Annotated in this window: 25 protein-coding genes; 16 read left to right on the top strand and 9 right to left on the bottom strand. The window is 68.8% G+C overall.

The features are described 5' to 3' along the window. Positions 1–118: 118 nt before the first annotated feature. Genes AB0B91_RS24015 through AB0B91_RS24000 form a run of 4 tightly spaced genes read right to left on the bottom strand, consistent with a single transcriptional unit; the run spans position 119 to position 3,602 of the window. Positions 119–523, bottom strand: a complete 405-nt coding sequence (locus AB0B91_RS24015) for a VOC family protein (protein ID WP_358323364.1) — start codon at positions 521–523, stop codon at positions 119–121. A 41-nt stretch (positions 524–564) separates the two neighbouring features. Then, complete coding sequence (locus AB0B91_RS24010; RefSeq protein WP_358323362.1) at positions 565–2,088, bottom strand: tripartite tricarboxylate transporter permease; 1,524 nt, start codon at positions 2,086–2,088, stop codon at positions 565–567. Next, a complete protein-coding gene (locus tag AB0B91_RS24005) occupies positions 2,089–2,622 on the bottom strand; it encodes a tripartite tricarboxylate transporter TctB family protein (protein ID WP_358323359.1) in 534 nt (177 codons plus the stop codon). After that, positions 2,622–3,602, bottom strand: coding sequence for a tripartite tricarboxylate transporter substrate binding protein (locus AB0B91_RS24000; RefSeq protein WP_358323356.1), 981 nt, complete (start codon positions 3,600–3,602; stop codon positions 2,622–2,624). The genes AB0B91_RS24005 and AB0B91_RS24000 overlap by 1 nt, the downstream gene beginning before the upstream one ends. Before the next feature lie 136 nt (positions 3,603–3,738). On the opposite strand from AB0B91_RS24000, the gene AB0B91_RS23995 reads away from it, so the two are divergent. The 3 genes from AB0B91_RS23995 (at position 3,739) to AB0B91_RS23985 (ending at position 8,096) form a co-directional block, all read left to right on the top strand. Then, entirely contained in the window at positions 3,739–5,322 is a 1,584-nt protein-coding gene (locus AB0B91_RS23995) for a sensor histidine kinase (RefSeq protein ID WP_358323353.1), read from the top strand. Further along, entirely contained in the window at positions 5,319–5,981 is a 663-nt protein-coding gene (locus AB0B91_RS23990; protein WP_358323350.1) for a response regulator, read from the top strand. Before AB0B91_RS23995 ends, AB0B91_RS23990 begins: the two co-directional genes overlap by 4 nt. Before the next feature lie 366 nt (positions 5,982–6,347). Then, complete coding sequence (locus AB0B91_RS23985; protein WP_358323348.1) at positions 6,348–8,096, top strand: VanW family protein; 1,749 nt, start codon at positions 6,348–6,350, stop codon at positions 8,094–8,096. Here the strand turns inward: AB0B91_RS23985 and AB0B91_RS23980 are convergent. Beyond that, a complete protein-coding gene (locus tag AB0B91_RS23980) occupies positions 8,093–9,136 on the bottom strand; it encodes a PQQ-dependent sugar dehydrogenase (RefSeq protein WP_358323345.1) in 1,044 nt (347 codons plus the stop codon). The genes AB0B91_RS23985 and AB0B91_RS23980 overlap by 4 nt on opposite strands. Positions 9,137–9,285: 149 nt before the next feature. Here AB0B91_RS23980 and AB0B91_RS23975 point away from each other — a divergent pair, with 149 nt between their 5' ends. From AB0B91_RS23975 to ilvC, 6 genes are all read left to right on the top strand, one after another. After that, the gene (locus AB0B91_RS23975) at positions 9,286–10,362 is read left to right on the top strand and encodes a transposase (RefSeq protein ID WP_358323342.1); all 1,077 of its coding nucleotides are present in this window, start codon (positions 9,286–9,288) and stop codon (positions 10,360–10,362) included. 150 nt (positions 10,363–10,512) lie between these two features. After that, positions 10,513–11,310, top strand: a complete 798-nt coding sequence (locus AB0B91_RS23970) for a 2-hydroxyacid dehydrogenase (protein ID WP_358323339.1) — start codon at positions 10,513–10,515, stop codon at positions 11,308–11,310. A 238-nt stretch (positions 11,311–11,548) separates the two neighbouring features. After that, entirely contained in the window at positions 11,549–14,182 is a 2,634-nt protein-coding gene (locus AB0B91_RS23965) for a GGDEF domain-containing protein (RefSeq protein ID WP_358323336.1), read from the top strand. A gap of 200 nt (positions 14,183–14,382) precedes the next feature. Further along, complete coding sequence (locus AB0B91_RS23960; protein ID WP_358323334.1) at positions 14,383–16,122, top strand: acetolactate synthase large subunit; 1,740 nt, start codon at positions 14,383–14,385, stop codon at positions 16,120–16,122. Continuing rightward, complete coding sequence (gene ilvN, locus AB0B91_RS23955; protein WP_358323331.1) at positions 16,115–16,639, top strand: acetolactate synthase small subunit; 525 nt, start codon at positions 16,115–16,117, stop codon at positions 16,637–16,639. The genes AB0B91_RS23960 and ilvN overlap by 8 nt, the downstream gene beginning before the upstream one ends. A gap of 22 nt (positions 16,640–16,661) precedes the next feature. Then, positions 16,662–17,645 (top strand): ketol-acid reductoisomerase, encoded by a 984-nt coding sequence (gene ilvC / locus AB0B91_RS23950; protein ID WP_358323597.1) that lies wholly within the window; start codon positions 16,662–16,664, stop codon positions 17,643–17,645. 302 nt (positions 17,646–17,947) lie between these two features. On the opposite strand, the gene AB0B91_RS23945 is transcribed toward ilvC, so the two are convergent. The 4 genes from AB0B91_RS23945 to AB0B91_RS23930 all read right to left on the bottom strand — a co-directional run bounded on the left by AB0B91_RS23945 (position 17,948) and on the right by AB0B91_RS23930 (position 19,824). Continuing rightward, complete coding sequence (locus AB0B91_RS23945) at positions 17,948–18,277, bottom strand: helix-turn-helix transcriptional regulator (protein WP_358323329.1); 330 nt, start codon at positions 18,275–18,277, stop codon at positions 17,948–17,950. Next, positions 18,274–18,663 carry a type II toxin-antitoxin system RelE/ParE family toxin gene (locus AB0B91_RS23940; protein WP_358323326.1) on the bottom strand — a complete coding sequence of 130 codons (390 nt, stop codon included), beginning with the start codon at positions 18,661–18,663 and terminating at the stop codon, positions 18,274–18,276. Before AB0B91_RS23940 ends, AB0B91_RS23945 begins: the two co-directional genes overlap by 4 nt. A 118-nt stretch (positions 18,664–18,781) precedes the next feature. Beyond that, complete coding sequence (locus AB0B91_RS23935) at positions 18,782–19,516, bottom strand: hypothetical protein (RefSeq protein WP_358323323.1); 735 nt, start codon at positions 19,514–19,516, stop codon at positions 18,782–18,784. Continuing rightward, on the bottom strand, positions 19,513–19,824 hold the full coding sequence (locus AB0B91_RS23930) for a hypothetical protein (RefSeq protein ID WP_358323320.1): 312 nt from the start codon (positions 19,822–19,824) through the stop codon (positions 19,513–19,515). The genes AB0B91_RS23935 and AB0B91_RS23930 overlap by 4 nt, the downstream gene beginning before the upstream one ends. Positions 19,825–19,961: 137 nt before the next feature. Between AB0B91_RS23930 and AB0B91_RS23925 the strand changes: the two genes are divergently transcribed. The 7 genes from AB0B91_RS23925 to AB0B91_RS23895 all read left to right on the top strand — a co-directional run bounded on the left by AB0B91_RS23925 (position 19,962) and on the right by AB0B91_RS23895 (position 25,494). Further along, on the top strand, positions 19,962–20,357 hold the full coding sequence (locus AB0B91_RS23925; RefSeq protein WP_358323317.1) for a YbaB/EbfC family nucleoid-associated protein: 396 nt from the start codon (positions 19,962–19,964) through the stop codon (positions 20,355–20,357). Positions 20,358–20,799: 442 nt separating this feature from the next. After that, positions 20,800–20,952: a hypothetical protein gene (locus AB0B91_RS23920; protein ID WP_358323315.1), complete on the top strand. Its 153-nt coding sequence runs from the start codon at positions 20,800–20,802 to the stop codon at positions 20,950–20,952. Positions 20,953–21,082: 130 nt separating this feature from the next. After that, a complete protein-coding gene (locus AB0B91_RS23915; protein ID WP_358323312.1) occupies positions 21,083–21,460 on the top strand; it encodes a group 1 truncated hemoglobin in 378 nt (125 codons plus the stop codon). Continuing rightward, positions 21,461–22,582 (top strand): globin domain-containing protein, encoded by a 1,122-nt coding sequence (locus AB0B91_RS23910; RefSeq protein WP_358323309.1) that lies wholly within the window; start codon positions 21,461–21,463, stop codon positions 22,580–22,582. It begins immediately after the preceding gene. Then, on the top strand, positions 22,582–23,241 hold the full coding sequence (locus tag AB0B91_RS23905) for a DivIVA domain-containing protein (RefSeq protein WP_358323307.1): 660 nt from the start codon (positions 22,582–22,584) through the stop codon (positions 23,239–23,241). Before AB0B91_RS23910 ends, AB0B91_RS23905 begins: the two co-directional genes overlap by 1 nt. 101 nt (positions 23,242–23,342) lie before the next feature. Further along, positions 23,343–23,768: an AAA family ATPase gene (locus AB0B91_RS23900; protein ID WP_358323594.1), complete on the top strand. Its 426-nt coding sequence runs from the start codon at positions 23,343–23,345 to the stop codon at positions 23,766–23,768. Between the two features lie 535 nt (positions 23,769–24,303). After that, the gene (locus AB0B91_RS23895) at positions 24,304–25,494 is read left to right on the top strand and encodes a low temperature requirement protein A (protein ID WP_358323305.1); all 1,191 of its coding nucleotides are present in this window, start codon (positions 24,304–24,306) and stop codon (positions 25,492–25,494) included. The last annotated feature ends 29 nt before the right edge of the window (positions 25,495–25,523 follow it).

Here is a 25,523-nt window from a genome sequence, read left to right as displayed (position 1 = left end):
GTCGCCGAAGGCCCCGCCACTCGCTGACGAAGCGAGCCGGCGGGGCCTCCGTCGCAAAGCCGGTAAACGCTCAGCTGATGCAGAACTCATTGCCCTCCGGGTCGAGCAGGGTGATCGCTTAGTAGTCGGGCAGGCCCTCCACCAGGAGCACCTTCGACAGCGTCGCCCCCAGCCCGACCAGTCGTTCGGCCTCGGCGTCGAGCTGGGCCTTGCGGACCTCCACCGGGCGGTCATGGCCTGACGTGATCGACAGGTCGAGGTGGAGGCGGTTTTTGACCACCTTGCCCTCGGGCACCTTCTGGAACCACAGGCGCGGCCCCACCCCGGCCGGATCGACGACCGAGTCGTAGCCGCCGTCGCCGGTCAGCTCCTCCTCGGGCAGCCCCCGCGCGCGCCAGTAGTCCTGCCAGGTGGCGAAGCCCTGGGGAGGCTCCTCCAGCCGGTAGCGGAGCGCCTCGGCCCAGAACCTGGCCAGCTTCTCGGGGTCGGCGCAGTCGAAGGTCACCTGTACTTTCACGGCCATGGCCGCCATGATGCCCGGTCGCTACGACAGGAAACGGGGCCCTAGTCCTCCCGCGATGTGGGCAGGGCCGGTTCGACGTGGCGCCGTTCCATCAGCTTCCTGAACAGCGGCGCGAGCAGCGCCAGCAAAGAGAGCAGCAGCAGGATCACCGCGATGGGGCTGCTCACCAGCACGGTCACGTCGCCCGCCCCGATGGCCAGGGCCCGGCGTAGCTGGATCTCCGCCATCGGCCCCAGGATCAGGCCGATCACCGCCGGGGCGACCGGCAGTCCGAAGCGCCGCATCGCGTACCCGAGCAGGCCCAGCAGGAAGAGCGCGACCAGGTCCACCACCGAGCCGTTCAGGGCGTACACGCCGAGCGCGGCGAACAGCACGATGCCCGCGTACAGGTACGGCCGGGGGATGCGCAGCACGCGCGCCCAGAGCGGCGCCAGGGGCAGGTTCAGCACGAGGAGCATCGTGTTGCCGATGAACAGCGACGCGATCATGCCCCACACCAGGGCCGGGTTGTGGTCGAACAGCTGCGGCCCGGGCTGCAGGCCGTACTGCTGGAAGGCGGCGAGCAGGATCGCGGCCGTCGCGGACGTGGGCAGGCCCAGCGTCAGCAGCGGCACCAGGGTCCCGGCGGCCGAGGCGTTGTTGGCCGCCTCGGGCCCGGCGACGCCTTCGATGGCGCCCTTGCCGAACTCCTCCTTGGCGACGCCGCGGGCCAGCCGCTTCTCGGCCGCGTACGACAGGAAGGTCGGGATCTCGGCGCCGCCGCCGGGCAGCGCGCCGAACGGGAAGCCGAGCGCGGTGCCGCGCAGCCAGGGCAGCCACGACCGGCGCCAGTCGGTACGGCCCATCCAGGCCCGGCCCACCGGTACCACCTCGGGCAGGGAGTGACGCAGCCGCGAGGCCACGTACAGGGCCTCGCCCAGCGCGAACAGCCCGACGGCCACGACCACCACGTCCACGCCGTCGAGCAGCTGGTCCATGCCGAGCGTGAGCCGTGCCTGCCCGGTCTGCTGGTCGATGCCGATCAGCCCGATCACCAGGCCGAACCCGAGCGAGGCCAGTCCGCGCACGACCGAGCGGGACAGCACCGACGACACCGCGGTGAAGGCCAGGATCGCCAGCGCGAAGTAGTCCTCGGGGCCGAACGCGATGGCGAAGCTCACCACCGCGGGCGCCGCCACGACCAGCAGCGCGGTCGCGATCGTGCCCGCCACGAACGAGCCGATGGCCGCGGTGGCCAGCGCCTGCGCCGCCCGGCCGCGCCTGGCCATCTTGTTGCCCTCCAGCGCGGTGATCATCGAGGACGACTCGCCGGGGGTGTTGAGCAGGATGGAGGTGGTCGAGCCGCCGTACATGCCGCCGTAGTAGATCCCGGCGAACATGATGAACGCGCTGGTCGGCGGCACGGTGAAGGTGATGGGCAGGAGCAGCGCCACCGTCATGGCGGGCCCGATGCCGGGCAGCACGCCGACGAGGGTGCCGAGGGTGACGCCGATGAGCGCGTACATGAGGTTGATCGGCGTCAGCGCCCCGGCGAAACCGTCGAGCAGGAGCTGGAACGAGTTCACCTAGATCACCCCCCGCAGCAGCCCACCGGGCAGCGACACGCCCAGGCCCTTGACGAACAGCAGGTAGGTGGCGATCCCCAGGATCACTCCGACGCCCGCCGCGCGCAGCCGGTGCTCAGCGCCGAGCACCAGCGACAGGCCGAAGAACAGCAGGCTCGCGGCGATGATCCAGCCGAGCACGTTCAGCACCGCGGTGAACGCCAGGAAGATCCCGCTCACCAGCCCGACGCTGCGCCAGTCGGCGGGGGCGTCCACGTCGACGTCCTCGCTCTCCTCGGGGTCGCCGCGGCCGCCCCTGAGCACGTCGGCCACATAGAACAGGCCGACGACGATCATGGAGCCGCCCACCAGCATCGGGAAGAACCGCGGCCCGATGCCGAGCTGCGAGGCGGCGGCGGACACGTCGAGCGTCCCGATGACGACGAACACCCCGAGCGCGAGCACGATGAGAGCCAGCCCCAGCTCGGGCCGCCATCTCCAGCGCCGCTTCTCGCCGTCACCCGGGCCGGTACGACCGGTTGTGGTCTCGGACATCAGGAGACGACGCCCAACTCGGCGATGATGGTCTTGACCTTGGCCTGCTCGGAGTTGAGGTAGTCGGCGAACTGCTGCCCGGTCTGGAAGGAGTCGATCCAGCCGTTCTTGGCCACCGCGTCCTTCCATGGCTGCGAGTCGTGCATCTTGGTCACCAGGTCGGTCAGCGACTTCTTGGCCGCGTCGTCGATCCCGGGGGGTGCCACGAAGCCGCGCCAGTTGGTCAGCTCCACGTCCAGCCCCGCCTCCTTGAGCGTGGGCGCGTCGAGGTCGGGCAGCCGCTGGGCCGAGGTCACGGCCAGCGCGCGCAGCTTGCCGGACTTCACGTGCTCGGCGAACTCGCCGACGCCCGAGATGCCGACGCTCACCTTGTTGCCGAGCAGCTCGTTCAGCGCCTCGCCGCCGCCCGAGTGGGCGATGTAGTTGACCTGCTTCGGGTCCACGCCGGCGGCCTTGGCCATCAGCCCGGCCGCGATGTGGTCGGTGCCACCGGCCGAGCCGCCCGAGATGGACACCTTCTTCGGGTCGGCCTTCCAGGCGGCGACCAGGTCGGCCACCGACTTGAACGGGGAGGCGGCCGGGACCACGATGATCTCGTACTCCTCGGTCAGCTTGGCGATCGGCGTGGTCTGGGCCAGGGTGACCTTGGACTTGTTCTGCTCGATCGCGCCGACCATGACCAGGCCCATGGTCATCAGCAGGTTGCCGTTGCCCTTCTCGCCGGCCAACTGGGCCAGGCCGATCGTGCCGCCCGCGCCGGGCACGTTGTACACCTCGACCCGGCGCTTCGGGTCGACGGCCTTGATCGCTTGCTCGGCCGTACGGGATGTCTGGTCCCAGCCGCCGCCCGGTGAGGCGGGAGCCATGATGCGCAGAGCGCCGGTCCCCCCGCCTTCAGAGCCGGAACCGGAGCCGGCGCCGCAGCCGGACACCGCGGCGACGGAGAGCGCCGCGACGGCGGCGAGTATGCGGAGACGCATGATCACTCCAAAGGGGGGATTTCACGTTACGAGATACTGGATGGTGAAGTCCGTTGCCGATGGAGTCGACCTTTTTACGATAGCCGTCGTATAGGTCGTATTGGTCGCAACCCCCCTGTGACCTCGGCATGTTTCCATGGGCCAGGTGAGACGGGTACGTGACGCCTCCCTCGGAACCCAGCTGTTCGTGCTCCAGATGGTCATCGTGCTGCTGGCCGTCGGAGGCACAGGAGGCGTGTGGGCCAATCACACGCGCGCCCAACTGGACTCGCTGTACGAGCAGCGGGCGCTGGCGATCGCCCAGTCCGTGGCGGGGCTGCCTCAGGTCAGGGCCGCGTTCGACGTCAAGGATCCGCAGACCGTGCTGCAGCCGCTCGCGCTGAGCGTCCAGCAGACGACCGGCGCCGACTACGTGGTCATCGCCAACCGCGAGCAGACGCGGTACGCCCACCCCAACGCCGCGCTGATCGGCAAGCGGCTGTCCACCGACGGCGCCTCGGTGCTGAACACCGGCAAGAGCTGGGTCGGCACCGAGACCGGCACGATAGGCACCACGGTCAGGGGCAAGGCGCCGATCTTCGACGAGTACGGCAACGTCATCGGCCTGGTCTCCGTCGGCGTCCTCCAGACCACGGTCACCGGTCAGCTCGCGGGCGCGCTGCCGCCGCTGGTGTGGACCGCGCTGGCCGTGCTGCTGTCCGGCCTCGCGGCGGCGGCACTGATCACCGCGCGGGTGCGCCGGCAGACGTTCGGCCTGGAGCCGCGCGAGATCGCCGGGCTGCTGGAGCAGCGCGAGGGCGTGCTGCACGGGGTCAAGGAGGGCGTGCTCGCGCTCGACCTCGCGGGCCGCGTGACGCTCGTCAACGACTCCGCCCGCGAACTGCTCGGCGAGGTGGGCGAGGACCTCACCCAGATGCCGGTCTCCGAGCGGATGCGCGACGTGCTCGGCGGCGCCGACCCGGGCGAGGACCGGATCGTGCTGCACGGTGAGCGGGTGCTGGTCCTCAACCGCACGCCGGTCTCCGTACGCGGCCAGCACCGCGGCTGGGTGGTCACCCTCAGAGACCGCACCGAGCTCGTACGGCTGGCCCGCGAGCTCGACGACACCAGCAGCGCCACCGAGGCGCTCAGGGCCCAGGCGCACGAGTTCGCCAACCGCATGCACACCGTCGTCGGCCTGCTCGAACTGGGCGAGCACGACGCCGCGATCGGCTTCATCACCCGCACCACCCGCGGCACGTACGCCACCGGCCTGCGCGATCGCGTCCAGGACCCGACGCTGGCCGCGTTGCTGCTCGCCAAGTCGGCGGAGGCGGCCGAGCGCGGCGTCCAGCTCGTCCTGTCCGAGGACTCCGCGGTGGCGGAGGGTACGCTCGGCGACCCGCAGGACGCGGTCCTGGTGGTCGGCAACCTGGTGGCCAACGCGATGGACGCGCTCGACGGGGCCACGGGCACGATCGAGGTGTCGGTGCTGACCGACGCCGAGGGCCTGCACGTACGGGTCGGCGACTCAGGTCCCGGTATCGCTCCTGACCTGGTCGAAGAGGTGTTCAGGGAGGGGTTCACCACCAAGGCCGCCCATTCGGGGCCGCGCGGGCTCGGCCTGGCGTTGACCCGGCAGGCGTGCCTGCGCAGGGGCGGCTGGGTGAAGGTGGGCAACGCGGACGGCGCCGTCTTCACCGCCCTGCTGCCCGCACCAGTCCGGGAACCGGTGCGATGAGCGAGATCCGGGTGCTGGTCGTGGACGACGACTTCATGGTGGCGCGCATTCACAGCGGCTACGTGGCGCGGATGCCCGGCTTCCAGGTGGTGGCCGCCGCGCACACCGGGGCCTCCGCGCTCGCCATGGCCGCCGAGCTCCGGCCGGACCTCGTGCTGCTCGACATCTACCTACCCGACATGTCGGGACTTGAGGTGCTCAAGGCGCTGCACAACGTGGACGTCCTCATGATCAGTGCCGCCCGCGACGTGTCCACGGTCAGGGAGGCGATGCGCGGCGGCGCGGTCAACTACCTGATCAAGCCGTTCACCGCCGCCGCGCTGACCGAGCGGCTCCAGCAGTACGCCGACACCCGCAAACGGCTCACCGCCATCGGCGCGGAGGCTCGTCAGGACGACGTCGACCGGCTCTTCGGCACGCAGCCCATCGCGGCGCCGCTGCCCAAGGGCCTGTCGTCGGCGACGTGCGCGCTGGTCGCCGACACACTCCGGGAGTCGGGCGGCGACCTGTCGGCGGCCGAGGCCGCCTCGCTCGCGGGCCTGTCCCGCGTCAGCGCCCGCCGCTACCTCGAATACCTGTGCGTCGCCGGGCACGCCGAACTCAGGCCCCGGTACGGTACGGCCGGACGCCCCGAACATCGCTACCGGTGGCTAGGTTGACACACTTCCGTAGTCATTTCTCGTGACATATCCCAATGCGCGTGCCTTACTGTTGCCTGAGGATGTGGCTGCGGAGCGGGAGGAGATTGAGGCGTGCGTAACGCCGGACCGATCGAATCGCCGACCGACCCTTTCGCTTCAGTGCCTCTGCCCATGTCAGGCGGCAGCAAGAAGCCTCGGGTCGAGGGGCTGCCCCCAGGGGTGTCCCGTGACATCTTCGGGCCGCCGGGCCAGCCGGAGCCCCGACCGGCGACTCCCAGCCCCCCGAATGGCCAGAACGGCCAGAAGGCCGGCGGCGCTCTGCCTCCGGTGGCGCCTCCGCCACAGCCATGGCCGGTGAACGAGGGGCGCTGGCAGGATCCGCCCGTGCCGCCCGCCCCCGTGTTCGGCCTGCCGGGCGCCTCCGACCGGCTGCCCGCCTTCCTCGATCCGGAGCCGCCCCGCCGCCGTCGCCTCCTGCCCGCGCTGGTCCTGCTCGTCGTGATCCTGCTCGCGCTGGCGTACCTGGTGCCGGCCGTGCTCATGTCGGGGTCCGTACTGCGTGGCACGCGTGTGGCCGGTGTGGACATTGGCGGACTCACCGTGACGCAGGCGGCCGACAAGCTCCGTACCGAGCTCTCCACCAAGCTGAACAAGCCCGTCGTCGCCGACATCGGTGGCCACAAGGAGACCATCCAGGCCGACGAGGCCGGCCTCGAACTCGACGTGGTCAGCACGATCGGGCAGGCGCCCAGCGGCTTCCCCAGCCCGGTCGAGGTATGGCGGGGGCTGACCGGCGCCACCGAGCTCCAGCCGAAGATGACGATCGACTCCTCCCAGCTGGCCAGGACCATCGAGGGGCTGGCGGAGACCTACGACAAGAAGCCGCGCGACGGCCGGGTGGCCTTCAAGAACGGGCAGCCCGTCACCTCGGATCCGCGCGACGGCGTGGTGCTCGACAAGCCCGAGGCCGTCCGCGTGATCACCGACGCCTTCCTCACCGGCCGCGAATCGGTCTTCCTCACGCTCAGGCCCGCCAAGCCCGACACCACACCCACCGCCGTCAAGCAGGCCGAGACCGCCGCCAAACGGGCCGTGTCCGCTCCTCTCACGCTGAAGCTCGGCGCCAAGCAGGCCCAGCTGCCCCCGGCCGCGATCGCCGCCAACCTGACCTTCGTCTCCGACGACAGCGGCGGGCTGGCCCCCCAGTTCGACGCCGAAGCGGCGCTCACCTCGGTGGAGAGCAAGCTGGTCGACGCGGCGCAGGCGCCGCGTGACGCCACCTACCAGATCGTCAACGGCAAGCCGGTGCTGGTCCCCGCCCACCGCGGCAGGGGGATCGACGCCAAGCAACTGGCCCGCGACGTGGCCAAGGCGGTCAGCGGCGGTGGCGCGCGTGTCATCCCCGTGTCGCTCGCCGTGGTCGCCCCGAGGGTGGGCACCGAAGAGGTGAGCGGGCTCGGCATCAAGGAGAACATCGCCGAGTTCACCACCACCTTCGACTGCTGCCTGCCCCGCGTGACGAACATCCGGCGGATGGCGGCCCAGCTCGACGGCTACCTGGTGAAGCCGGGGGAGACGTTCTCGATCAACGACGTCGTGGGCGAGCGCACCGTCGAGGGCGGCTACGTCCAGGCGGGGCAGATCGTCGGCGGCCGGATGGTGCCCATGATCGGCGGCGGCGTCTCGCAGTTCGCCACCACCATGTACAACGCGGTCTTCTTCGGCGGGTTCGACGATGTCTCCCACGTGCCGATGGACTACCACGCCGCCCGCTACCCGGCCGGCCGCGACGCCGCCCTGCTCTACCCGGACATGGACCTCAAGTGGCGCAACGACTCCGACTACGGCGTGCTGATCAAGACGGCGTCGACCGACACCTCGGTCACCGTGCAGCTGTGGAGCACCAAGCGCTACGACAAGATCGAGGCGGTCGAGTCGGAGAAGCGGAACTTCACCCCGTTCCGCCGCGAGACCAGCTCCGCCCCCGGCTGCATGGCCGCGATCGGCGAGCAGGGCTTCACGATCGACGTCACCCGCGTGTTCCTCAAGGACGGCAAGGAAGTCAAGCGGGACAAGAAGCTGACCACGAAGTACCGGCCGCAGGCCCAGACGACCTGCGCGACCAGCAACTAGGAGCTGCGCGGGCTGACGGACAGGATCCGGTCGTCGCCGTCCCTGGGGTCGCCCCGGCCGTCCTTGTTGCTGGTGGACATCCACAGCGTGCCGTCTGGGGCCGTGGCCAGGCCGCGGAGCCGGCCGTACGTGCCGGTGAAGTGCGCGACCGGCGTGCCGGGCGCGCCGTCCTGGCCGAGCGGGATCTGCCACAGGCGCTCGCCGCGCAGCGCGGCCACCCAGAGCGAGCCGTCGGCGTAGGCCGCGCCGGAGGGTGAGGCTTCTGACGGGGGCCAGGTGATGATCGGGTTGACGAACTCCGGGTTGTCGCCCTTGCCCTCCACCTCCGGCCAGCCGTAGTTGGCGCCCGGCTTGATGAGGTTGACCTCGTCGTGTCGGTTCTGGCCGAACTCCGAGGCGTACAGCCGGCCCGCCGGATCCCAGGCCAGGCCCTGCACGTTGCGGTGGCCGAGGCTGTAGACGAGCGTGCCGAACGGGTTGCCGGGCGCGGGGGCGCCGTCCACCGTCATACGCAGGATCTTGCCGCCGAGGGAGTCGCGCCGCTGGGCGAGCTGCCGGTCGCCCGTCTCGCCCGTGGTGGCGTACAGGAAGCCGTCGGGGCCGAACGCCAGCCGGCCGCCGTTGTGAATGGCGCCTTTCGGGATGCCCTTCAAGATCACCTTCGGGTCGGACACCGTGTCGCCGGTGAACCGGTAGCGGACGATCCGGTTGTCGTCGGCCGCGGTGAAGTACACGAAGAGCTGGTCCTCCTTGACCGCCACGCCCATCAGCCCGCCCTCGCCGTGGGGGCTGACGCCGTGGATGCGGCCCAGCTCGGTGACCTTGCCCGCCGGAGTCACGCGGAGCAGCCTGGCCGTGTCCCGCTCGGTCACCAATGCGTCGCCGCCGGGCAGGAAGGTGATCCCCCACGGCACGGCCAGATCCCTTGCCACGGTCTTCGGCTCACCGGGCGGTGGCGCGGCAGTGACGGTCACGCTCGGCCCCGCCGCGCCACCGGCGCTGGAACAGGCGGACAGCACAGCGAGCAGCATCAGGGTCATAAGCTTTCTCATTCGAATGGTGGCGCGGAGACCCGGTCCTTCAGGGCCGGGAGGAAGCGCCACCCCTCCTTTCGAAAACAGTATGGAAAGGCTCGGTCGCGTTCGGTAACATGTGCGGTGGGTGAGGCCGTTGTGACAGGAGGTGCAGGATGGCGATCCGCCGTTCCGCGACCAAACGCCAGGGCCTGCCAGCGACCGTGCAACTGCGGCTCACGCCCGCCCCAACCCAAGTCGACGCGCTGGCAGCGGCGGTGCTCCTGTGTAATCAGGCGGCCACCGTCGTGTCTCGCCTGGCCTGGCAGCACCGCGTCTTTACCGTGCTGGAGCTGCACCGGCTGGCCTATTACGAGGTGCGGGCGCAGGTGGCCGGGCTGGGTGCGCAGGCGGCGGTGCGGGCGATCGCCCGGGTCACTGGCGCGTATGCCAACCGGCGCGCCAGCAAGAAACGCGCCCACATCTTCCGCCCGCACGGCGCCGTCCCCTACGACGCCCGGCTGCTGCAGGTCGCCCTCACCTTGCCGAAGCCGGCGGTGCGCGAGCCGGACCACGGCTTCATTGGGGTGGATCAAGGGGTGGCGAACCTGGCGGTCACCTGCGACGTCGGGGTGCTGCCCGGCCCCGTCCTGCCCGGCCCGATCGGTGGCAACGGCCACGTCCGCACCCTGCGCGAGCGGCGCCACCGCCAGCGCCGACGGTTGCAGAGGAAGGGCACGTCGGCGGCGCGGCGGGTGCTGCGCCGTCTGTCGGGGCGTGAGCACCGGATGATGATCGACCTCAACCATCAGATCAGCAAGTTCGTGGTGCGTGAAGCCGAACGCACCGGCCGTGGTGTCGCCCTGGAGGATCTGCGGGGCATCCGCGGCCGGGTCAGGGCTCACCGGCTCCAGCGACGCACCCTGCACACCTGGGCCTTCGCCCAGCAGATCGCCTTCACCCGCTACAAGGCCGCCCGCGCCGGGGTCGCCTTCGTGCTGGTCGACCCCGCCTACACCTCGCAGAGCTGTCCGGACTGCGGGAACGTGTCCAGGGCGAATCGGCCGGCGCGGGGCCGGTTCGTCTGCACCCGGTGCGGCCTCGCTGGGCACGCCGACCACATTGCGGCCCGCAACATCGCCACACGCGGCATTGCGGGCTGGGCTGCCATCAACCAGCCACACGCTACCGGCCTCCCTTCACCCAGACGGGACCGCGAGAGCAAACCACCGACTTCAACCGGCAGTAGTTGATGTGTTCCATACTTCCTCCCTAGCCGTAAGGTTCTCGGCATGAAGATCTGGGTCCCTTCTGATGCCGTTGCCGAGGTTTTGACCGATCTGCCCGGGGCGGAATGCGACGTTTATGACGGTACGGGGCCAATTCCTGATGGCATAGGCGAGGTGGAGGTGTGGATCCCGCCGCTGGTCACGGTCGCGGATGTGCCGGACCTGCTGGCCGCGATGACCTCGCTGCGCCTCGTACAGACCGTCACCGCGGGGGTGGAACCGTACCGGCCGCACATGCCCGAAGGCGCGGTGCTGTGCAACGCGCGCGGCGTGCACGACGCCGGCACCGCCGAGTGGGCGGTCGGCGCGATGATCGCGGTGCTGCGGGAGTTCCCGGGCTTCGTCGACGCGCAGCGCCAGGGGGAGTGGACCTACCACCACACGGACGTGCTGGCCGACTCCAAGGTGCTGATCGTCGGCTACGGCTCCATCGGCGCGGCGCTGGAGCGGCGGCTCGACGGTTTCGAGGTCGAGATCGTCCGGGTGGCCAGGAGCGCGCGTGACGGCGTGCACCCCCTCGACGAGCTGCCCGCGCTGCTGCCGGACGCCGACGTCGTGGTGCTGCTCGTGCCCGCCACGCCGGAGACGGCCGGGATGGCCGACGCCGGGTTCCTGGCCCGGATGAAGGACGGCGCGGTACTGGTCAACGCGGCGCGCGGCGGTGTCGTCGACACCGACGCCCTCGTCGCGGAGCTGAAGACCGGCAGACTGCGCGCCGCGCTCGACGTGACCGCGCCCGAGCCGCTGCCGGCGGGCCACCCGCTGTGGAGCGCGCCCGGCCTGCTGATCACCCCGCACGTCGCGGGCAGCACCCCCGCCTCAGGGCGGCGCATGCTGCGGCTGATGCGCTCGCAGCTCCTCCGCTATCTGTCCGGTGAGCAGCTGAACAACATCATCACCGACGCATATTGAGAGGATTCCGGAACGTGGCTGGCCCGTGACCTTCGGTGCGTACGGTTGCCTCTAACCGAGGCTTCCTGACTAGCTGTCAAGTGAATCTTCGGGGCAATTGGTCTGTGTGGTTATCAGATCGGTGACGACATCGCCGTTGTCACCACCTGCACACCCGCAAACGCACACACTGACGATGTGATCGACCGGACTTCGGCGATCACTGAGACAGTGTTCGAGACGGGATGGGCTAACGACTGTGATCCGCTGGCGTGATCCACGGGCACCACTGGCCGCCGCGGCGGCGTTCGGTGCGGCGGGGTTCGCGGCTGCGCTCCTTGCGGGCGGCCCGGCTCTGCTCACCGGCGCGATCGCCGGACTGCTCGCGGCGCTGCTCGCCGCCGCCTCGCTCCTGGTCGCCTCGATCAAGCTGGGCGAGCACCGCTCGACTGCGATGGGCACCCGCTGGATGGGCAGCGGTGCCATCGTCTGGGCCACCGGGGTCGGTGTCCGCCCGATCGTCGACAGTTCCAGCGTCGCGGTGAGTTTCGCGGACCTGCTCGTGCTGCTCGGCGGGGTGCTCACGGCGGGCGGAGTGCTCATCGCGGCCCGGCGCAGGCTGCCCGCCACGGTGATGCTGCGGCACGTCACCGGCGCCTACCTGTGCGCCGCCTCGCTCTTCGTGATCGCCTGGGTGGTGCTGCTGCGGCAGGTCTACGCCGACGCCGCCGACCCGGCGATGTTCACCTTCGCCATGCTGCCGCCGATGATCACCCTGCTGGTGACCTGCGCCGTGATCCCCTCCGTCATCACGAGCCGGAGCGCGGCCTGGCCGCTCGGCCTCGCGGGCATCGGCGTGCTCGCCACCACCACGGTCGCCGGGGTGGCCGCCGCGATCGCGCGCCTCGCCGGCGGTGTTCCGCCGACGTGGAGCATCATGATCGCGCCCGTGGCGTTCCTGCTCCTGGCCGCCGTGCCCTGGGGGCACCGTCCGGCCGACCCGGACGCCCGCCCGGACCGCAGCGCCATCGGCAACCTGATCGCGATGGTGCCGATGGCACTGGTCGCCGTCGCGACCTGCACGCTGCTCGTGCACCTGGCGGGTGGGCAGGCGCAGACCCCGGTCACCGGCGTCGTCGTGCTCATCGCCTCGGTGGTCCTGCTTCTGGTCATCCGGTTGTTCGTGCTCGCCGCGGCCAACATGCGGCTGCGCAGGCAGGTCTCGCTCGGCGACCGGCAGCTCAGGGAGCTGGCCGAGAGCACCGGCGACGTGGTGCTGATCTGCGACTACGAGGGCGTGGTGTACGAGATCGGCGCCGGCGTCGAGGTGACGTACGGCTACCGCCCCGAGGAGCTCGTCGGCGGGACGATCTTCGACTACATTCACCCGGAAGACGTACCCGGCATCCAGGCCGCGCTGCGCGCGATGGGCCTCGACGACGAGGGCGCCACCTCCGGCGCCTGCCTGATCGCCTGCCGCGTACGCGCGGCCGACGGCACCTGGCGGCCCACCGAGTCCGTCGCCACCCGCCACGTGGGCGGCGAGGACCAGCTACTGGTGACCATCAGGGACGTGAGCGACGAGGAGGCCCTGCGCAACCAGGTCGCCCACCTGACCTTCCACGACGGCGTCACCGGGCTGCCCAACCGCTCCTACTTCGAGGAGCGCACGCGCGAGGTGCTGTCCGGCAGGACGTCCGGCAACGTCGCGGTCATCTTCCTCGACCTCGACGGGTTCACCTCGGTCAACGACTCCGTCGGCCACGCCAGCGGCGACTACCTCCTCGGGCAGGCCGCGCGCCGGCTGCGCGGGGCCGTACGCCCCGACGACACGCTCGCCCGGTGGGGCGGCGACGAGTTCGCGGTGCTCCTGGAGACGGGCGGCGAGGCGCAAATAGCGGTCGACCTGGCCGAACGGCTGGTCAGAGCGGTCTCACAGGAGCCGTTCCGGGTGGCCGACCGCGACGTGGCGCTCACCGCGAGCGTGGGCGTGGCCTTCGCCGAGGACGACATGCCCTCCGGCGACCTCATCCGCAACGCCGACGTGGCCATGGCCAGGGCCAAGGAGCTGGGCGGGCGCCGGGTGGAGGTGTTCGCCGCGCAGATGCACGCCGACGTGGTACGCAGGCTGGAGCTGGCGGCCGACCTGCAGCGGGCGCTGATCGAGCACCAGTTCGCCATCGAATACCAGCCGGTCGTCGACCTGGCCACCTCCCGGGTGACCGCGGTGGAGGCGCTCGTGCGGTGGTGGCGCGGCTCGGAGTTCGTGCCGCCCGACCAGTTCCTCGGCCCGGCCGAGGACACCGGCCTGATCGTGCCGCTGGGCGAGTGGATCCTGCACGAGGCGTGCCGCGAGGTGGCCGCCTGGCGGGCCTCCTCCTGGGACATCGGGCTGTCGCTCAACCTGTCGGCCCGCCAGATCACCGCGCCGCGCTTCGTCGAGACGGTCGAGGGGGCGCTCGCCGAGAGCGGGCTGCCCGCCTCCGCCCTCACCCTCGAAGTGATCGAGGAGATGCTCGTCGAGGACGCCGAGGAGACGGTCAAGCGGCTGTCGGAGCTGCGCGCCCTGGGCGTACGGCTGGCCATCGACGACTTCGGCACCGGCTACGCCTCGCTGGCGTTCCTCCGGCAGCTCCCGGTCGACATGATCAAGATCGATCCGTCGTTCGTGTCCGGGCTGGGCCGGGACGAGACGCTGACCCTGCTCACCCGCACGATCGTCCGGCTCGGCCACGACCTGGGCCTCATCGTGGTGGCCGAGGGCATCGAGCGCCCGGAGCAGCTCGAACTCCTGCGGGAAATGGGCTGCACCAGGGGCCAGGGCTTCCTGGTCGCACGGCCGATGGCGGCTCGCGGAGTGGACTCGCTGATGCGGACCAGTCTCACGGTTTGAGACATGTGTCCACGAAGTTGACACCAGGCCCTCCGGTGGGGCTAAGGTGTGGCCATGCTTCGCAGTGAGATTCTCGTAGTACTTCGCCGGCGCGCGGGCCGATAGCGAAGCACTACCGCCTGCGCGCCGCCCCAGTCCCACCTCCGGTGGATGGGGCATTTTTTATGTCCTTAAGGTGTAGCCACGCAAGGAACGAGCCGATGACCGAACGGATGACAGGTGCACAAGCCCTGGTCAGGGCGTTGGAGCACGTGGGAGTCGACACTGTGTTCGGGATCCCCGGCGGCGCTATCCTGCCCGCCTACGATCCCCTCTACGACTCGACCAAAGTCCGGCACGTGCTCGTACGGCACGAGCAGGGCGCGGGTCACGCGGCCGAGGGGTACGCGCAGGCCACCGGCAAGGTCGGGGTGTGCATGGCGACCAGCGGCCCCGGCGCGACCAACCTGGTCACGCCCATCGCCGACGCCTACATGGACTCGGTGCCGATCGTGGCGATCACCGGCCAGGTGGCCAGCGCGGCGATCGGCACGGACGCCTTCCAGGAAGCCGACATCTCCGGCATCACCATGCCGATCACCAAGCACAACTTCCTGATCACCAATCCGCTGGACATCCCCCGGACGATCGTGGAGGCCTTCCACATCGCCTCCACGGGCCGTCCCGGTCCGGTGCTGGTCGACATCTCCAAGGACGCGTTGCAGGCCGACACCACGTTCACCTGGCCGCCGACCATGCAGCTGCCCGGCTACCGGCCGGTGACCCGGCCGCACTCCAAGCAGATCCGCGAGGCCGCGAAGCTGATCGCCGAGGCCAGGCGCCCGGTGCTCTACGTGGGCGGCGGCGTGCACAAGGCGGGCGCCTCGCCCGAGCTGCTCCGGCTGGCCGAGCTCACCAACATCCCGGTCGTCACCACGCTGATGGCACGCGGCACGTTCCCCGACAGCCATCCCCAGCACATGGGCATGCCGGGCATGCACGGCAGCGTCACGGCCGTCGGCGCCCTGCAGAAGTCCGACCTGCTCATCGGCCTGGGCGTGCGCTTCGACGACCGGGTGACCGGCCAGCTCTCGACGTTCGCGCCGCACGCGAAGGTCGTCCACGCCGACATCGACCCGGCGGAGATCTCCAAGAACCGCCACGCCGACGTGCCGATCGTGGGCGACTGCAAGGAGGTCATCACCGACCTGCTCGCCGCCTTCGAGACCGCCGGGCTGGAGGGCGACTACGCCGACTGGTGGAAGCTGCTCAACGGCATGAAGGAGACCTACCCGCTCGGCTACGAGGAGTTCGAGGACGGGTCGCTGGCCCCCCAGTACGTCATGGAGCGGCTCAGCGCCATCGCCGGGCCCGACACCTACTACGTGGCGGGCGTGGGGCAGCACCAGATGTGGGCCTCGCAGTTCATCGACTACGAGAACCCGGGCACGTTCATCAACTCCGGCGGCCTCGGCACGATGGGCTTCGCCGTGCCGGCCGCGATGGGCGCCAAGATGGGCCGGCCGGACAGCGTCGTGTGGGCCATCGACGGCGACGGCTGCTTCCAGATGACCAACCAGGAGCTCGCCACCTGCGCCCTTGAGGGCGTGCCGATCAAGGTCGCGATCATCAACAACGGTAACCTCGGCATGGTCCGCCAATGGCAGACGCTCTTCTACGACCAGCGCTACTCCAACACCGACCTCCAGACGTCACGCCGGATCCCCGACTTCGTCAAACTGGCGGAGGCCTATGGTTGTGTCGGGCTGCGGTGCGAGCGACCGGAAGACGTCGACGCGACCATCAAGAAGGCCATGGAGATCAACGACGTGCCCGTCGTGGTCGACTTCGTGGTCCACCAGGACGCGATGGTCTGGCCGATGGTCGCGGCGGGCACGAGCAACGACAGCATCAAGATCGCCCGGGACATGGCGCCGAAGTGGGAGAGCGAAGATGAGTAGGCATACGCTTTCTGTGCTTGTGGAGAACAAGCCGGGCGTACTGGCGCGTGTGTCGGCGCTGTTCAGCAGGCGCGGCTTCAACATCGACTCGCTGGCCGTGGGCCCGACCGAGCACGACGACATCTCGCGCATGACCATCGTCGTCAGCGTCGAGGAGCTGCCGCTGGAGCAGGTCACCAAGCAGCTCAACAAGCTGGTGAACGTGCTCAAGATCGTGGAGCTCGACCCGTCCCAGTCCGTGCAGCGCGAACTCATGCTGATCAAGGTCAAGGCAGACGCCGACAGCCGCTCGCACGTGCTGGAGCTCGTCAATCTCTTCCGCGCCCGCTGCATCGACGTGGCGGCCGACGCCGTGACCATCGAGGTCACCGGTACCCCCGACAAGCTCGAGGCCTTCGTCAAGGTGCTCGAACCGTTCGGGATCAAGGAGCTCGTCCAATCGGGCATGGTGGCCATCGGCCGCGGCGCCCGTTCCATCACCGACCGGTCCCTCAGGGCACTGGACCGTACCGCCTGAAAGGTTTATGCAAGTGACCGAGATTTACTACGACGACCAGGCCGACCTCTCGATCATCCAGGGGCGTCACGTGGCCGTGCTGGGGTACGGCAGCCAAGGCCACGCCCACGCGCTCTCCCTGCGTGACTCGGGCGTCGACGTGCGCGTCGGCCTCCCCGAGGGCTCCAAGAGCCGCGAGAAGGCCGAGAACGACGGCCTGCGCGTCCTCACGCCCTCGGAAGCGGTCGAGGAGGCGAACCTCACGATGATCCTGGCGCCGGACCACATCCAGCGCCACCTGTACGCCGACCACGTCGCCCCGAACCTCGTCGAAGGCGACGCCCTGTTCTTCGGCCACGGCCTGAACATCCGCTACGGCCTCATCGAGGCCCCCGAGGGCGTCGACGTCTGCATGGTCGCCCCCAAGGGCCCGGGCCACCTGGTGCGGCGGCAGTTCGAGGCCGGGCGCGGCGTGCCGGTCCTCGTGGCGGTCGAGAAGGACGCCTCGGGCAAGGCCCTTGACCTCGCTCTCTCGTACGCCAAGGGCATCGGCGGCACCCGCGCCGGCGCGCTGCGCACCACCTTCACCGAGGAGACCGAGACCGACCTCTTCGGCGAGCAGGCCGTGCTGTGCGGCGGCGTGTCGGAGCTCATCAAGGCGGGCTTCGAGACCCTCATCGAGGCCGGCTACCAGCCCGAGGTCGCCTACTTCGAGTGCCTGCACGAGATGAAGCTCATCGTCGACCTCATGTACGAGGGCGGCATCTCGAAGATGTACTGGTCGGTGTCGGACACCGCCGAGTTCGGCGGCTACACGCGCGGCCCGCGCATCATCACGGAGGAGACGCGCGCGGAGATGCGCCGCATCCTGGGCGAGATCCAGGACGGGACGTTCGCTCGGCAGCTCGTGGAGGAGTTCGACGGCGGCCAGAAGGAGTTCACGCGTTACCGCGAGGAGCTGGCCGAGAACCCGATCGAGAAGACCGGCGCCAAGCTCCGCCCGATGATGAGCTGGCTCAAGGCCTAACCAAAGGTCCTCGCTACGCTCGGGCTGTTCTTTCCTTTGGGGCTACAGGCAAGGTCCTCGTTTGAGGGCTTCGCCCAATGGCTCGGGCTGTGTCTTGTGGGGGGCTCGGCGCCCCCCACGCCCCCACAAGGGCGTGGTCCTCGCTACGCTCGGGGCGTTCTGCCCGAGGGCGAGGGCTGCGCCCTCGCGCTGTCGCCCAGGCATTGGCTGTTGGGGCTTCACTCTGATCAGGCCGCAAGAGGCCCCTCACATGTGCTGCTGTGTCGCGAAGGGCTGCCCCTCGCGATTGGGATAACCCCTAGTCAGGCGACACGTACCGAGTGAGGTCCGACGCTGATCGTCACATCGACATGTCCACCGAGTGCGGCCGCATAAGCACGGATGGTCTCCAGCTCCATGGACTCCAGGTCGCCGTTCTCGATCTGGGAAACGCGCGCTTGTGAGATGCCCAGGGCGGCTGCCACCTCGGACTGCTTCTTGCCCAGAGACTTACGCAGCTCCTTGAGGTGGTATCCAGCGACGTACGCGTCCAGGCGCGCGTCTGCGGCGGCCTGGCGCTGTGGCTCGGCCATCTCGGGGTGCAGCCGGTGAGCTTCAGCTTTGATGTCCTGCCAACGGCGTGCGGGGCTCATCGCTTACCCTCTCTGTCTCTCTCGACCGCTGCCTTCTCGGCGAGGTAGTCGGCGTATCTAGCTTTGGCCAGCGGGATCATTTCCTCATACCAGCGTGACCATCTGCCAGCCTTGTCGCCGGCTGCGAGGAAGATCGCTTCTCTGGCCGGGTCGAAGACGAACACGATTCTAATCTCGGTGCGGCCTCGTGAACCCGGACGTAGTTCCTTGAGGTTGCTCATATCGTCGTCGGCCAAGGTGTCTACAAGGGGACGCCCCAAGGTAGGACCGACCTCCGCGAGTCGATCGATCGCCCTCTCGATCAGGTTCGCAGAGTCTGGGTCGCTCTCGCATAGCTTGAGGAACCGAGACTCCACGGGTTCAAGCAGCACGATCTCCCACGCCATGCAGGCAGTATAACTCCTACCTTATGTCTGCGGCTTTCGGTTGCCAGCATGATCACCCACTCCGCCAAGAGATGCACTAGTGACCGACCCGCGACGAAGCCGGTCCGTGCGGAACCGGCTATGACGACGTCTTGGGCTTGGGAGTCACCCAGAAGTCATCAGGCACCTTCTGATCGGACTCCAAGTTCGTGAACGTGGGGAACTTCTTGGTATCGATCTTCACCGAGGAGAAGTCCACCTCGCGCAGCTCCGCCCGCGAAAAGCCGTTCGGATCGAGGAGCGTTTTCGCCATCTCGCCCATTTGCTGGGCCTCGGTGGCGACGATGGCAAGAGCGGTCGCCTGCCCCATGACGTAGGTGATGAGCACGGCGCACATCCCGGTCAGCACCTTGTCCGCGGCGCTCGCCAGATACCTCAGGTACACGCGAGCGGTGTAGGGCGACGTCAACATCATGGTGAGCGCGTACACGGAGGCGGCTGAGATCGTGACGCCCAAACCGGCCATCGCCTTCCCGAACACCCGGAACGCGAAGACCGTGGTCTCGAGGATTTCCCCCATTTTGTCGAGCGCATCCCGCAGCTCTTCGGTGGAGGTGTGCATGTGGCCCGTCACCCGGGAGAACTCGCGCTGATCGTCGGCGATCCAGCCTTTCCGCGCCGCGGCGGGGAGCCCGTCCAGCGTCTCGACGGGGCGGTCAAGGGCTCTGGCCGCGTTTCTCCAGAGCTTGGCGGCCTTCTCGATCTTGTCCACGTCCACGTTCAGGTTCTCCAGCAAGGAGAGTCCCACCAGGGGCACGCCTGCGAAGACGCTGAGCCGCCGGATCGCGAGCAGGGTTGCCCTGGGCGCGATCATCGGTACTTCACCGTGCTCGCCTGCTCGGCCCGCTGCCAGTTGCGGGCACAGGTGGACAGCGCGCTGGACATGTCCCCGGCCGCCTCGCGGCCGTCGTCCAGCGCGTCGACACAGCCTTCGTAGGCCTTGTCGTACGCCGACTTGAAGATCTTCGACAGGGTCACGCCGAAGGTGGCGTCGTCGAGGTCTGCCTCGAGCCAGACGCGTTTCTTGCTGAGCAGGAAGTCATCCCAGATGTCGCTGTAGTGCTCGCTCATCGAGTAGATCGTTTTCGAGGTGATGAAACGTGCTTCTTCCTGGGAAGACATACGGCTCCTCTTGATGTGGTACGTCAAGGTCATCTTTGCGACTCGGCAGACCTTGATCGTCGTGGTTCACCCGATGTTCGGCGGAATGCCACCGTTCGCTGGCGGCCGGTTAAGACAACCTTGATCAACTCGACGCCATGTTCGACGTCACGCCCGAAGAGCTGGAAAAGATCAGCAGGCAGGCCGACGAGGCCATGGTGAAGCTGGGCGAGGCGATGCGCGGGCTCCGTGACGTCACCGGTGAGGCCACGGCGGCGGACGGGAAGATCAAGGCGACGGTGGAGGCCGACGGCCTGGTTCGCGACCTCCGGCTCGACCCGCGTGTGCTGCGGACGATGGGCATCGACGAGCTGTCCGAGGCCATCGTGGCGGCGCTACGCGCGGCCCAGCTGTCCGTCCGCGCGCAGATGGAGGAGCAGGTACGCGCGGTGGGCATCGACCACGCCGCCCCCCTGCCCATGGATCCGGCCGAGGCCCGCGCCCGCCTGAACTCCCTCCAGGCGGACTTCGTCGCCGCCCTCCAGAGCCGTTAGCCCCGAGGCGGAAGGTTCGCCGTCGATCGTCGGCCACATGACGCCGGCCTGGTCCAGGGTGCGGCGGGAAAGCCGCCGGAAATATCGGTTATGCCAGGTCGGACGGGCATTTAATACGCACCGGCTGTCTAAAACGGACATTAAATGCGGACCGATTGTCTAAAACGGAACACTTTCCCTGTGGGACAAGTTGCGAGCGCCTTGATCACCCCCTAGTGTGCCTGAGACATGATCGCGTGCTCGGAAGCCTGAAGGGGCTAGGGCCAGTACAGGTATACGGCCTGCACGGGGGACCCGCTCTATGGGGGCATGGATGGCGCTCAGACCGCCTGCGGCGATGGCTGAGGTGGTGGCGACGGTAACGGGATGCGGCGTCGTCCCGCGGCCTGTGCTCGTCGGCCTGCTTCCGCCTGCTCCCCGCCGGTCGGTTCATCCATCGGCGATGGAGAGTCCCGTGTGGCCCGCGCGGGTGGACGAGACGCCTGCGGCCGTCGCCGCCTTCGATGGACCTGCCGACGCCCGCCGAGTCCCGAGCAGGCAGGCGGACAAGGCGGACGTGACCTCCATCGAGGGGGACACCCAGGCGAACGACTGACGGCCGCCCCGCTGGATCGGGCTCGCCGTAACCCGCGTAGAACCAAAAAATTGACTCCCCGCGACACAAGCTGTTGCCCCGGAAGTGCGCGCACTCCTGCGTGTCCGATTTAGGAGGATTTGTAGTACCTATGGTTTCGCACTATGAGAAGGTCGGTGGCGCTCCGACCGTTCGCGACCTGGTCGACCGCTTCTACCTGCTCGTGCTGGACGAGCCCGAGCTCAAGCCGTATTTCGACGGCATCGACATGCCGCGGCTCAAGCGGCACATGGTCATGCTCCTGTGCTCCGTCCTCGGTGGCCCGGAGGTGTACGAAGGTCATGACTTAGCCGACGCGCACCGGGGCATGGGCGTCACCGGGGAGCACTACGAGAAGGTCGGCGGCCTGCTCGTCACGGTGCTCCGGGACGAGTACGGCGCCGATGAGGAGATCGTGCAGCACGTCGTCACGGTCCTGGGCCAGGTGCGCGGGTCCATCGTGGAGCAGCCCGCAGAGGCAGCCGAGTAAGTGGACACGCAAGCTTTAAAGGACAGCTGGCACCTGGTCGCCCGGTCGGGTGATCAAGTGCCGCTGTTCTTCTACTCAGCCCTTTTCCTGATGTATCCCGAGACGCGCGGCCTGTTCCCGGTGTCCATGGCCACTCAGCGCGACCGGCTCGTCACCGCGTTGGGACGCGTCGTCAGCAATGTCGACCAGGTGGACGACCTGGTTCCGTTCCTCCAGCAACTCGGCCGCGACCACCGGAAGTTCTCCGTGGTCGCGCAGCACTATCCCGCTGTCGGGCAGGCGCTGCTCGCCACCCTGCAGCACTTTCTCGGCGATCGCTGGACTCCCGCCCTGGCCCATGACTGGACGCAGGCGTACGGCCTGGTCTCGAAGGTGATGATCGAGGCGGCCGAAGAGTCGGCAGCCACGTCGCCGCCCTGGTGGGAAGGCGAGATCATCCTGCACGAGGTGCGCGCCCCTGGCATCGCGGTGATCCGGGCCCGCCTGAACTACCCCTACCCCTTCCGCGCGGGGCAGTCCGCGTCGATCTCGCTCGCGCAGCGGCAGAGAATGTGGCGGTTCTACTCCTTCGGCAACGCGCCGCGCCGGGACAACACCATCGACCTGCACGTACGCGTGGTCGACGCGGGCGCGGTCAGCACGGCTCTGGTGCACGGCTCGCAACGCGGCGACATCCTGCGGGTCGGCGCGCCGATGGGCGATCAGCTGACGCTCGACACGAGCCAGCCCAGAGACCTCCTCCTGATCGCCGGTGGCACGGGCCTCGCTCCCCTCAAGGCACTCGTGGAGCAGGTGGCCTACGAAGGGTCGCGCTGCAACGTCCGGCTCTTCATGGGTGCGCGGACATCCCGCGAGTTGTACGACCTCGAGACCCTCTCCAAGATGGACGCCGAGAACCCATGGCTGAGCGTGGTGCCCGTCGTGTCCCATGACAGCTTCTACAGCGGTGAGAACGGCTATGTGGTGGACGTCGCGTTGAAGGCCTGGCGCGGTCAGGATGTCTTCGTATGCGGCTCCGAAGAGATGGTTCAGAGCTCGGTCGCCCGGCTGCTGGACGCCGGCGTGCCGCCCCAGCAAATCCGCTTCGACGAGTTCACCAGTGCCGTAGGTAGGGAGCAGTGATGGGAGAGACGCCCTGGGCACAGAGCCCGTCGAACGCCCGCCAGCCACTCACACCGGATCGGGTGCGGAACAAGGACTTCTCACGCGCCAAGCTCGGAAGCCGCGGCTACAACGTAGATGAGGTACGTAACTTCCTGTATCGCATGGCCGAGGACATTACGGCCAGCGACATGGAGAAGGCCGAACTGCGCGCGGAAGTCGACCGTCTGAAGAACTGGTACAAGGACCACGGCACCGACACCACCAACCCGGGCGGCGCGCAGCAGGCCAGGCTCAACGTCGACGCGGTCAACCTCCTCTCCCGCGCTCAGCAGACGGCGGACGCCCAGATAGCCGAGGCGGAGGACTACGCCCGCCGACTGGTGGGCCAAGCGCGTCAGCAGTACGAGCAGCTGCTCCAGGAGGCGCAGCAGCGCGCGGAGGAGGCCGCCAGCCAGGCGGTCAACGTCTACCGCTCCAGCGGTGAGGTCCATTCGGTCGAAGCCGAGGAACTGGAACGCCGTATCGCCTACTTGCGTACTTTCGCGGAGGTCACCCAGGTCCAGTTGCGCGCGGTTCTCGAAGGACTGGCGAACGAGGTCAACAAGCTGGGCACCCTGCCGGATACGAACCGAAACGTCGCCGCGTACTCCTCGTACTCCTCATTGAGCCAGGACTAGTTCCGGCCGGTCGCGCGCCCGCCGAAACTTGTGGGGTGAAAAGGAACGGGCCAGGGCGATTGATCTTGTTGTGCGGGTTGCCGGGGTCGGGATAGACGACGCTGTCCAAGCGTCTGGCCGACGAGCTGCCCGCCGTTCGCCTGTGCCCTGATGAGTGGCTGGCGGGGCTGGGCATCGATCTCCACGAGGCGGACGCGCGTGACCGGCTGGAAGGTCTTTTCCGGCAACACGCGTACAGCCTTCTGGGTCTCGGCCAGACTGTGATCTTGGAGTTCGGTTTCTGGGCTCGAGCTGAACGCGATGAGCTGCGGTTGTGTGCTCGCCTGCTCGGTGCTGCCGTCGAACTGCGCTATCTGGATGTGACGCGCGACGAGCTGCTGCGGCGCCTGGAGGCCCGTAATGGGACAGGCGCGCCGGACGCGGCTGTCATCACGAGGAACATGATCGAGCGATGGGCCGAGGACTTTGAGGCTCCCGGCAGGGAGGAGCTCGCTCTCTTCGATCATTGGAACGATCCGCCAGCATGAGCACGTCGGACCTCCCTTTTTGTCATGCGGGAGAGGTCGTCCGCAAGGGCGAGAGCTGACGATATTGATCAGATCACTTGATAAGTCTCTCCGGTCCCCGGCTCGCCCCGCCCTGCGCTCGCGGGCGCGGGAATCGCCGTTCTGGCCGTCGTCGGACTCGGTCTGTCCGCTCAGGCGGCCGACTGGGTGTCCTACGGGCATTTCCCAACTAAGAAGAAGTGCGTCGACGCGGGCCAGCAGTAGGTGCGCGAGAACTTCAACGCGTACAAGTGCACCGAATATCCCGACGGCTGGATCCTCTGGCTCAAGTAGCCTCGCCGCCGGTCCCCGGCTCGCCGGGGACCGGTCATTCGATCAGAACACGACGCCCACGCTGAGCAGGACGTTGGCATACGGGTGAACTCGCCGGCGCGGACGGCCGCCCGCGCCGAGGCGTCGAGCACGTCCAGAAAGGCCGGGCAGGTTCTCTCTGATGGCGAGGTCGACCCGCTCCGGCGAGGCCAGGTCGGGCCATATGCGCCAATAAGGTGGGCATATGTCGCCGCTCCGCACTCGTATGGCTGCCCGCGACCTCGCCGAACCACACCGCGTCTCGAGCCCGCTCGAGCTGCTCTTCGATCTCACCTTCGTCGCCGCAGCGTCGCAGATCGTGAGCCGGCTCGCCCATGCGATCGAGGAGGGGCATGGTGTGGTGGCGATCGGGCCGTTCTTCATGGTCTTCTTCGCCATCTGGTGGGCGTGGATGAACTTCACCTGGTTCGCCTCCGCGTACGACACCGACGACGTGCCGTACCGCGTCATGACGCTCCTGCAGATGGCCGGCGTGCTCGTGCTCGCGGCCGGGGTGCCCACGGCGTTCGACGGTGACTTCACCATCGTGACGATCGGCTACCTGGTCATGCGGGCCGGGCTGGTGAGCCTGTGGTTGCGCGCGGCGGTCGCGCACCCCGAAGGACGCGCGACGGCGCTCCGCTACGCGATCGGCATCTCGCTCGTCCAGGTGCTCTGGGTGTCCAAGCTCGCGCTGCCGGGCGGCGGGCCGGTCTGGCTGTTCGTCGTGTGCGCCGTCCTCGACCTCGCGGTGCCGCCGATCGCGGAGCGTACGGGATCGACGAGCTGGCACCCGCACCACATCGCCGAGCGGTACGGGCTGTTCACCATCATCCTGCTGGGCGAGAGCGTGCTCGCGGCCACGAACGCGGTGCAGGGCGCGGTCGCGCACGGGCTGAGCGCCGGCCTCGTCGTCATCGCGATCGCCGGTCTCGTCATCCTTTTCGCGCTGTGGTGGATCTACTTCTCCGAGCCCGCCGGCGACGGGCTCAAGGAACGGCGGGAAAGGTCGTTCTTCTGGGGCTATGGGCACTACGTGATATTCGCGGCGCTTGCCGCGCTCGGCGCCGGTCTTGAGGTCGCGGTGGCTTCGGTAGGGGAGGGGGAGCACCACATCGTGGCGGGGGCGGAGGTCGTGGTCGCCTCGGTCGCCATCCCGGTCGTCATCATGCTCGTCCTGTTGTGGGTGCTGCACGCACCCCTGGTGAGCCGTACGGTCGTGCGGCCGGGGGCGATCGGCGTCGCGGTGGTGCTCGTGCTGCTCGCCGCGTTCGTCGCGCCGAGCATCGGCGTCGCCGCGGGACTGAGCGCCATCGCCGCGGTGCTCGTGCTCTTGCTCGTGACGACATTGGCGCGCGAGGCACGCCGATCGCTGCCCTCGTCCACCGCCCTATGAGGCCGGCGGCCGGCGCGGGTCCATGCCGC

It is taken from the genome of Nonomuraea sp. NPDC049141 (assembly GCF_040648415.1).
In the GTDB taxonomy this organism is placed as follows: Bacteria; Actinomycetota; Actinomycetes; order Streptosporangiales; family Streptosporangiaceae; genus Nonomuraea.
Note: the sequence above shows the minus strand (reverse complement) of the source record. Positions and strands in the feature narration are given on the sequence as shown.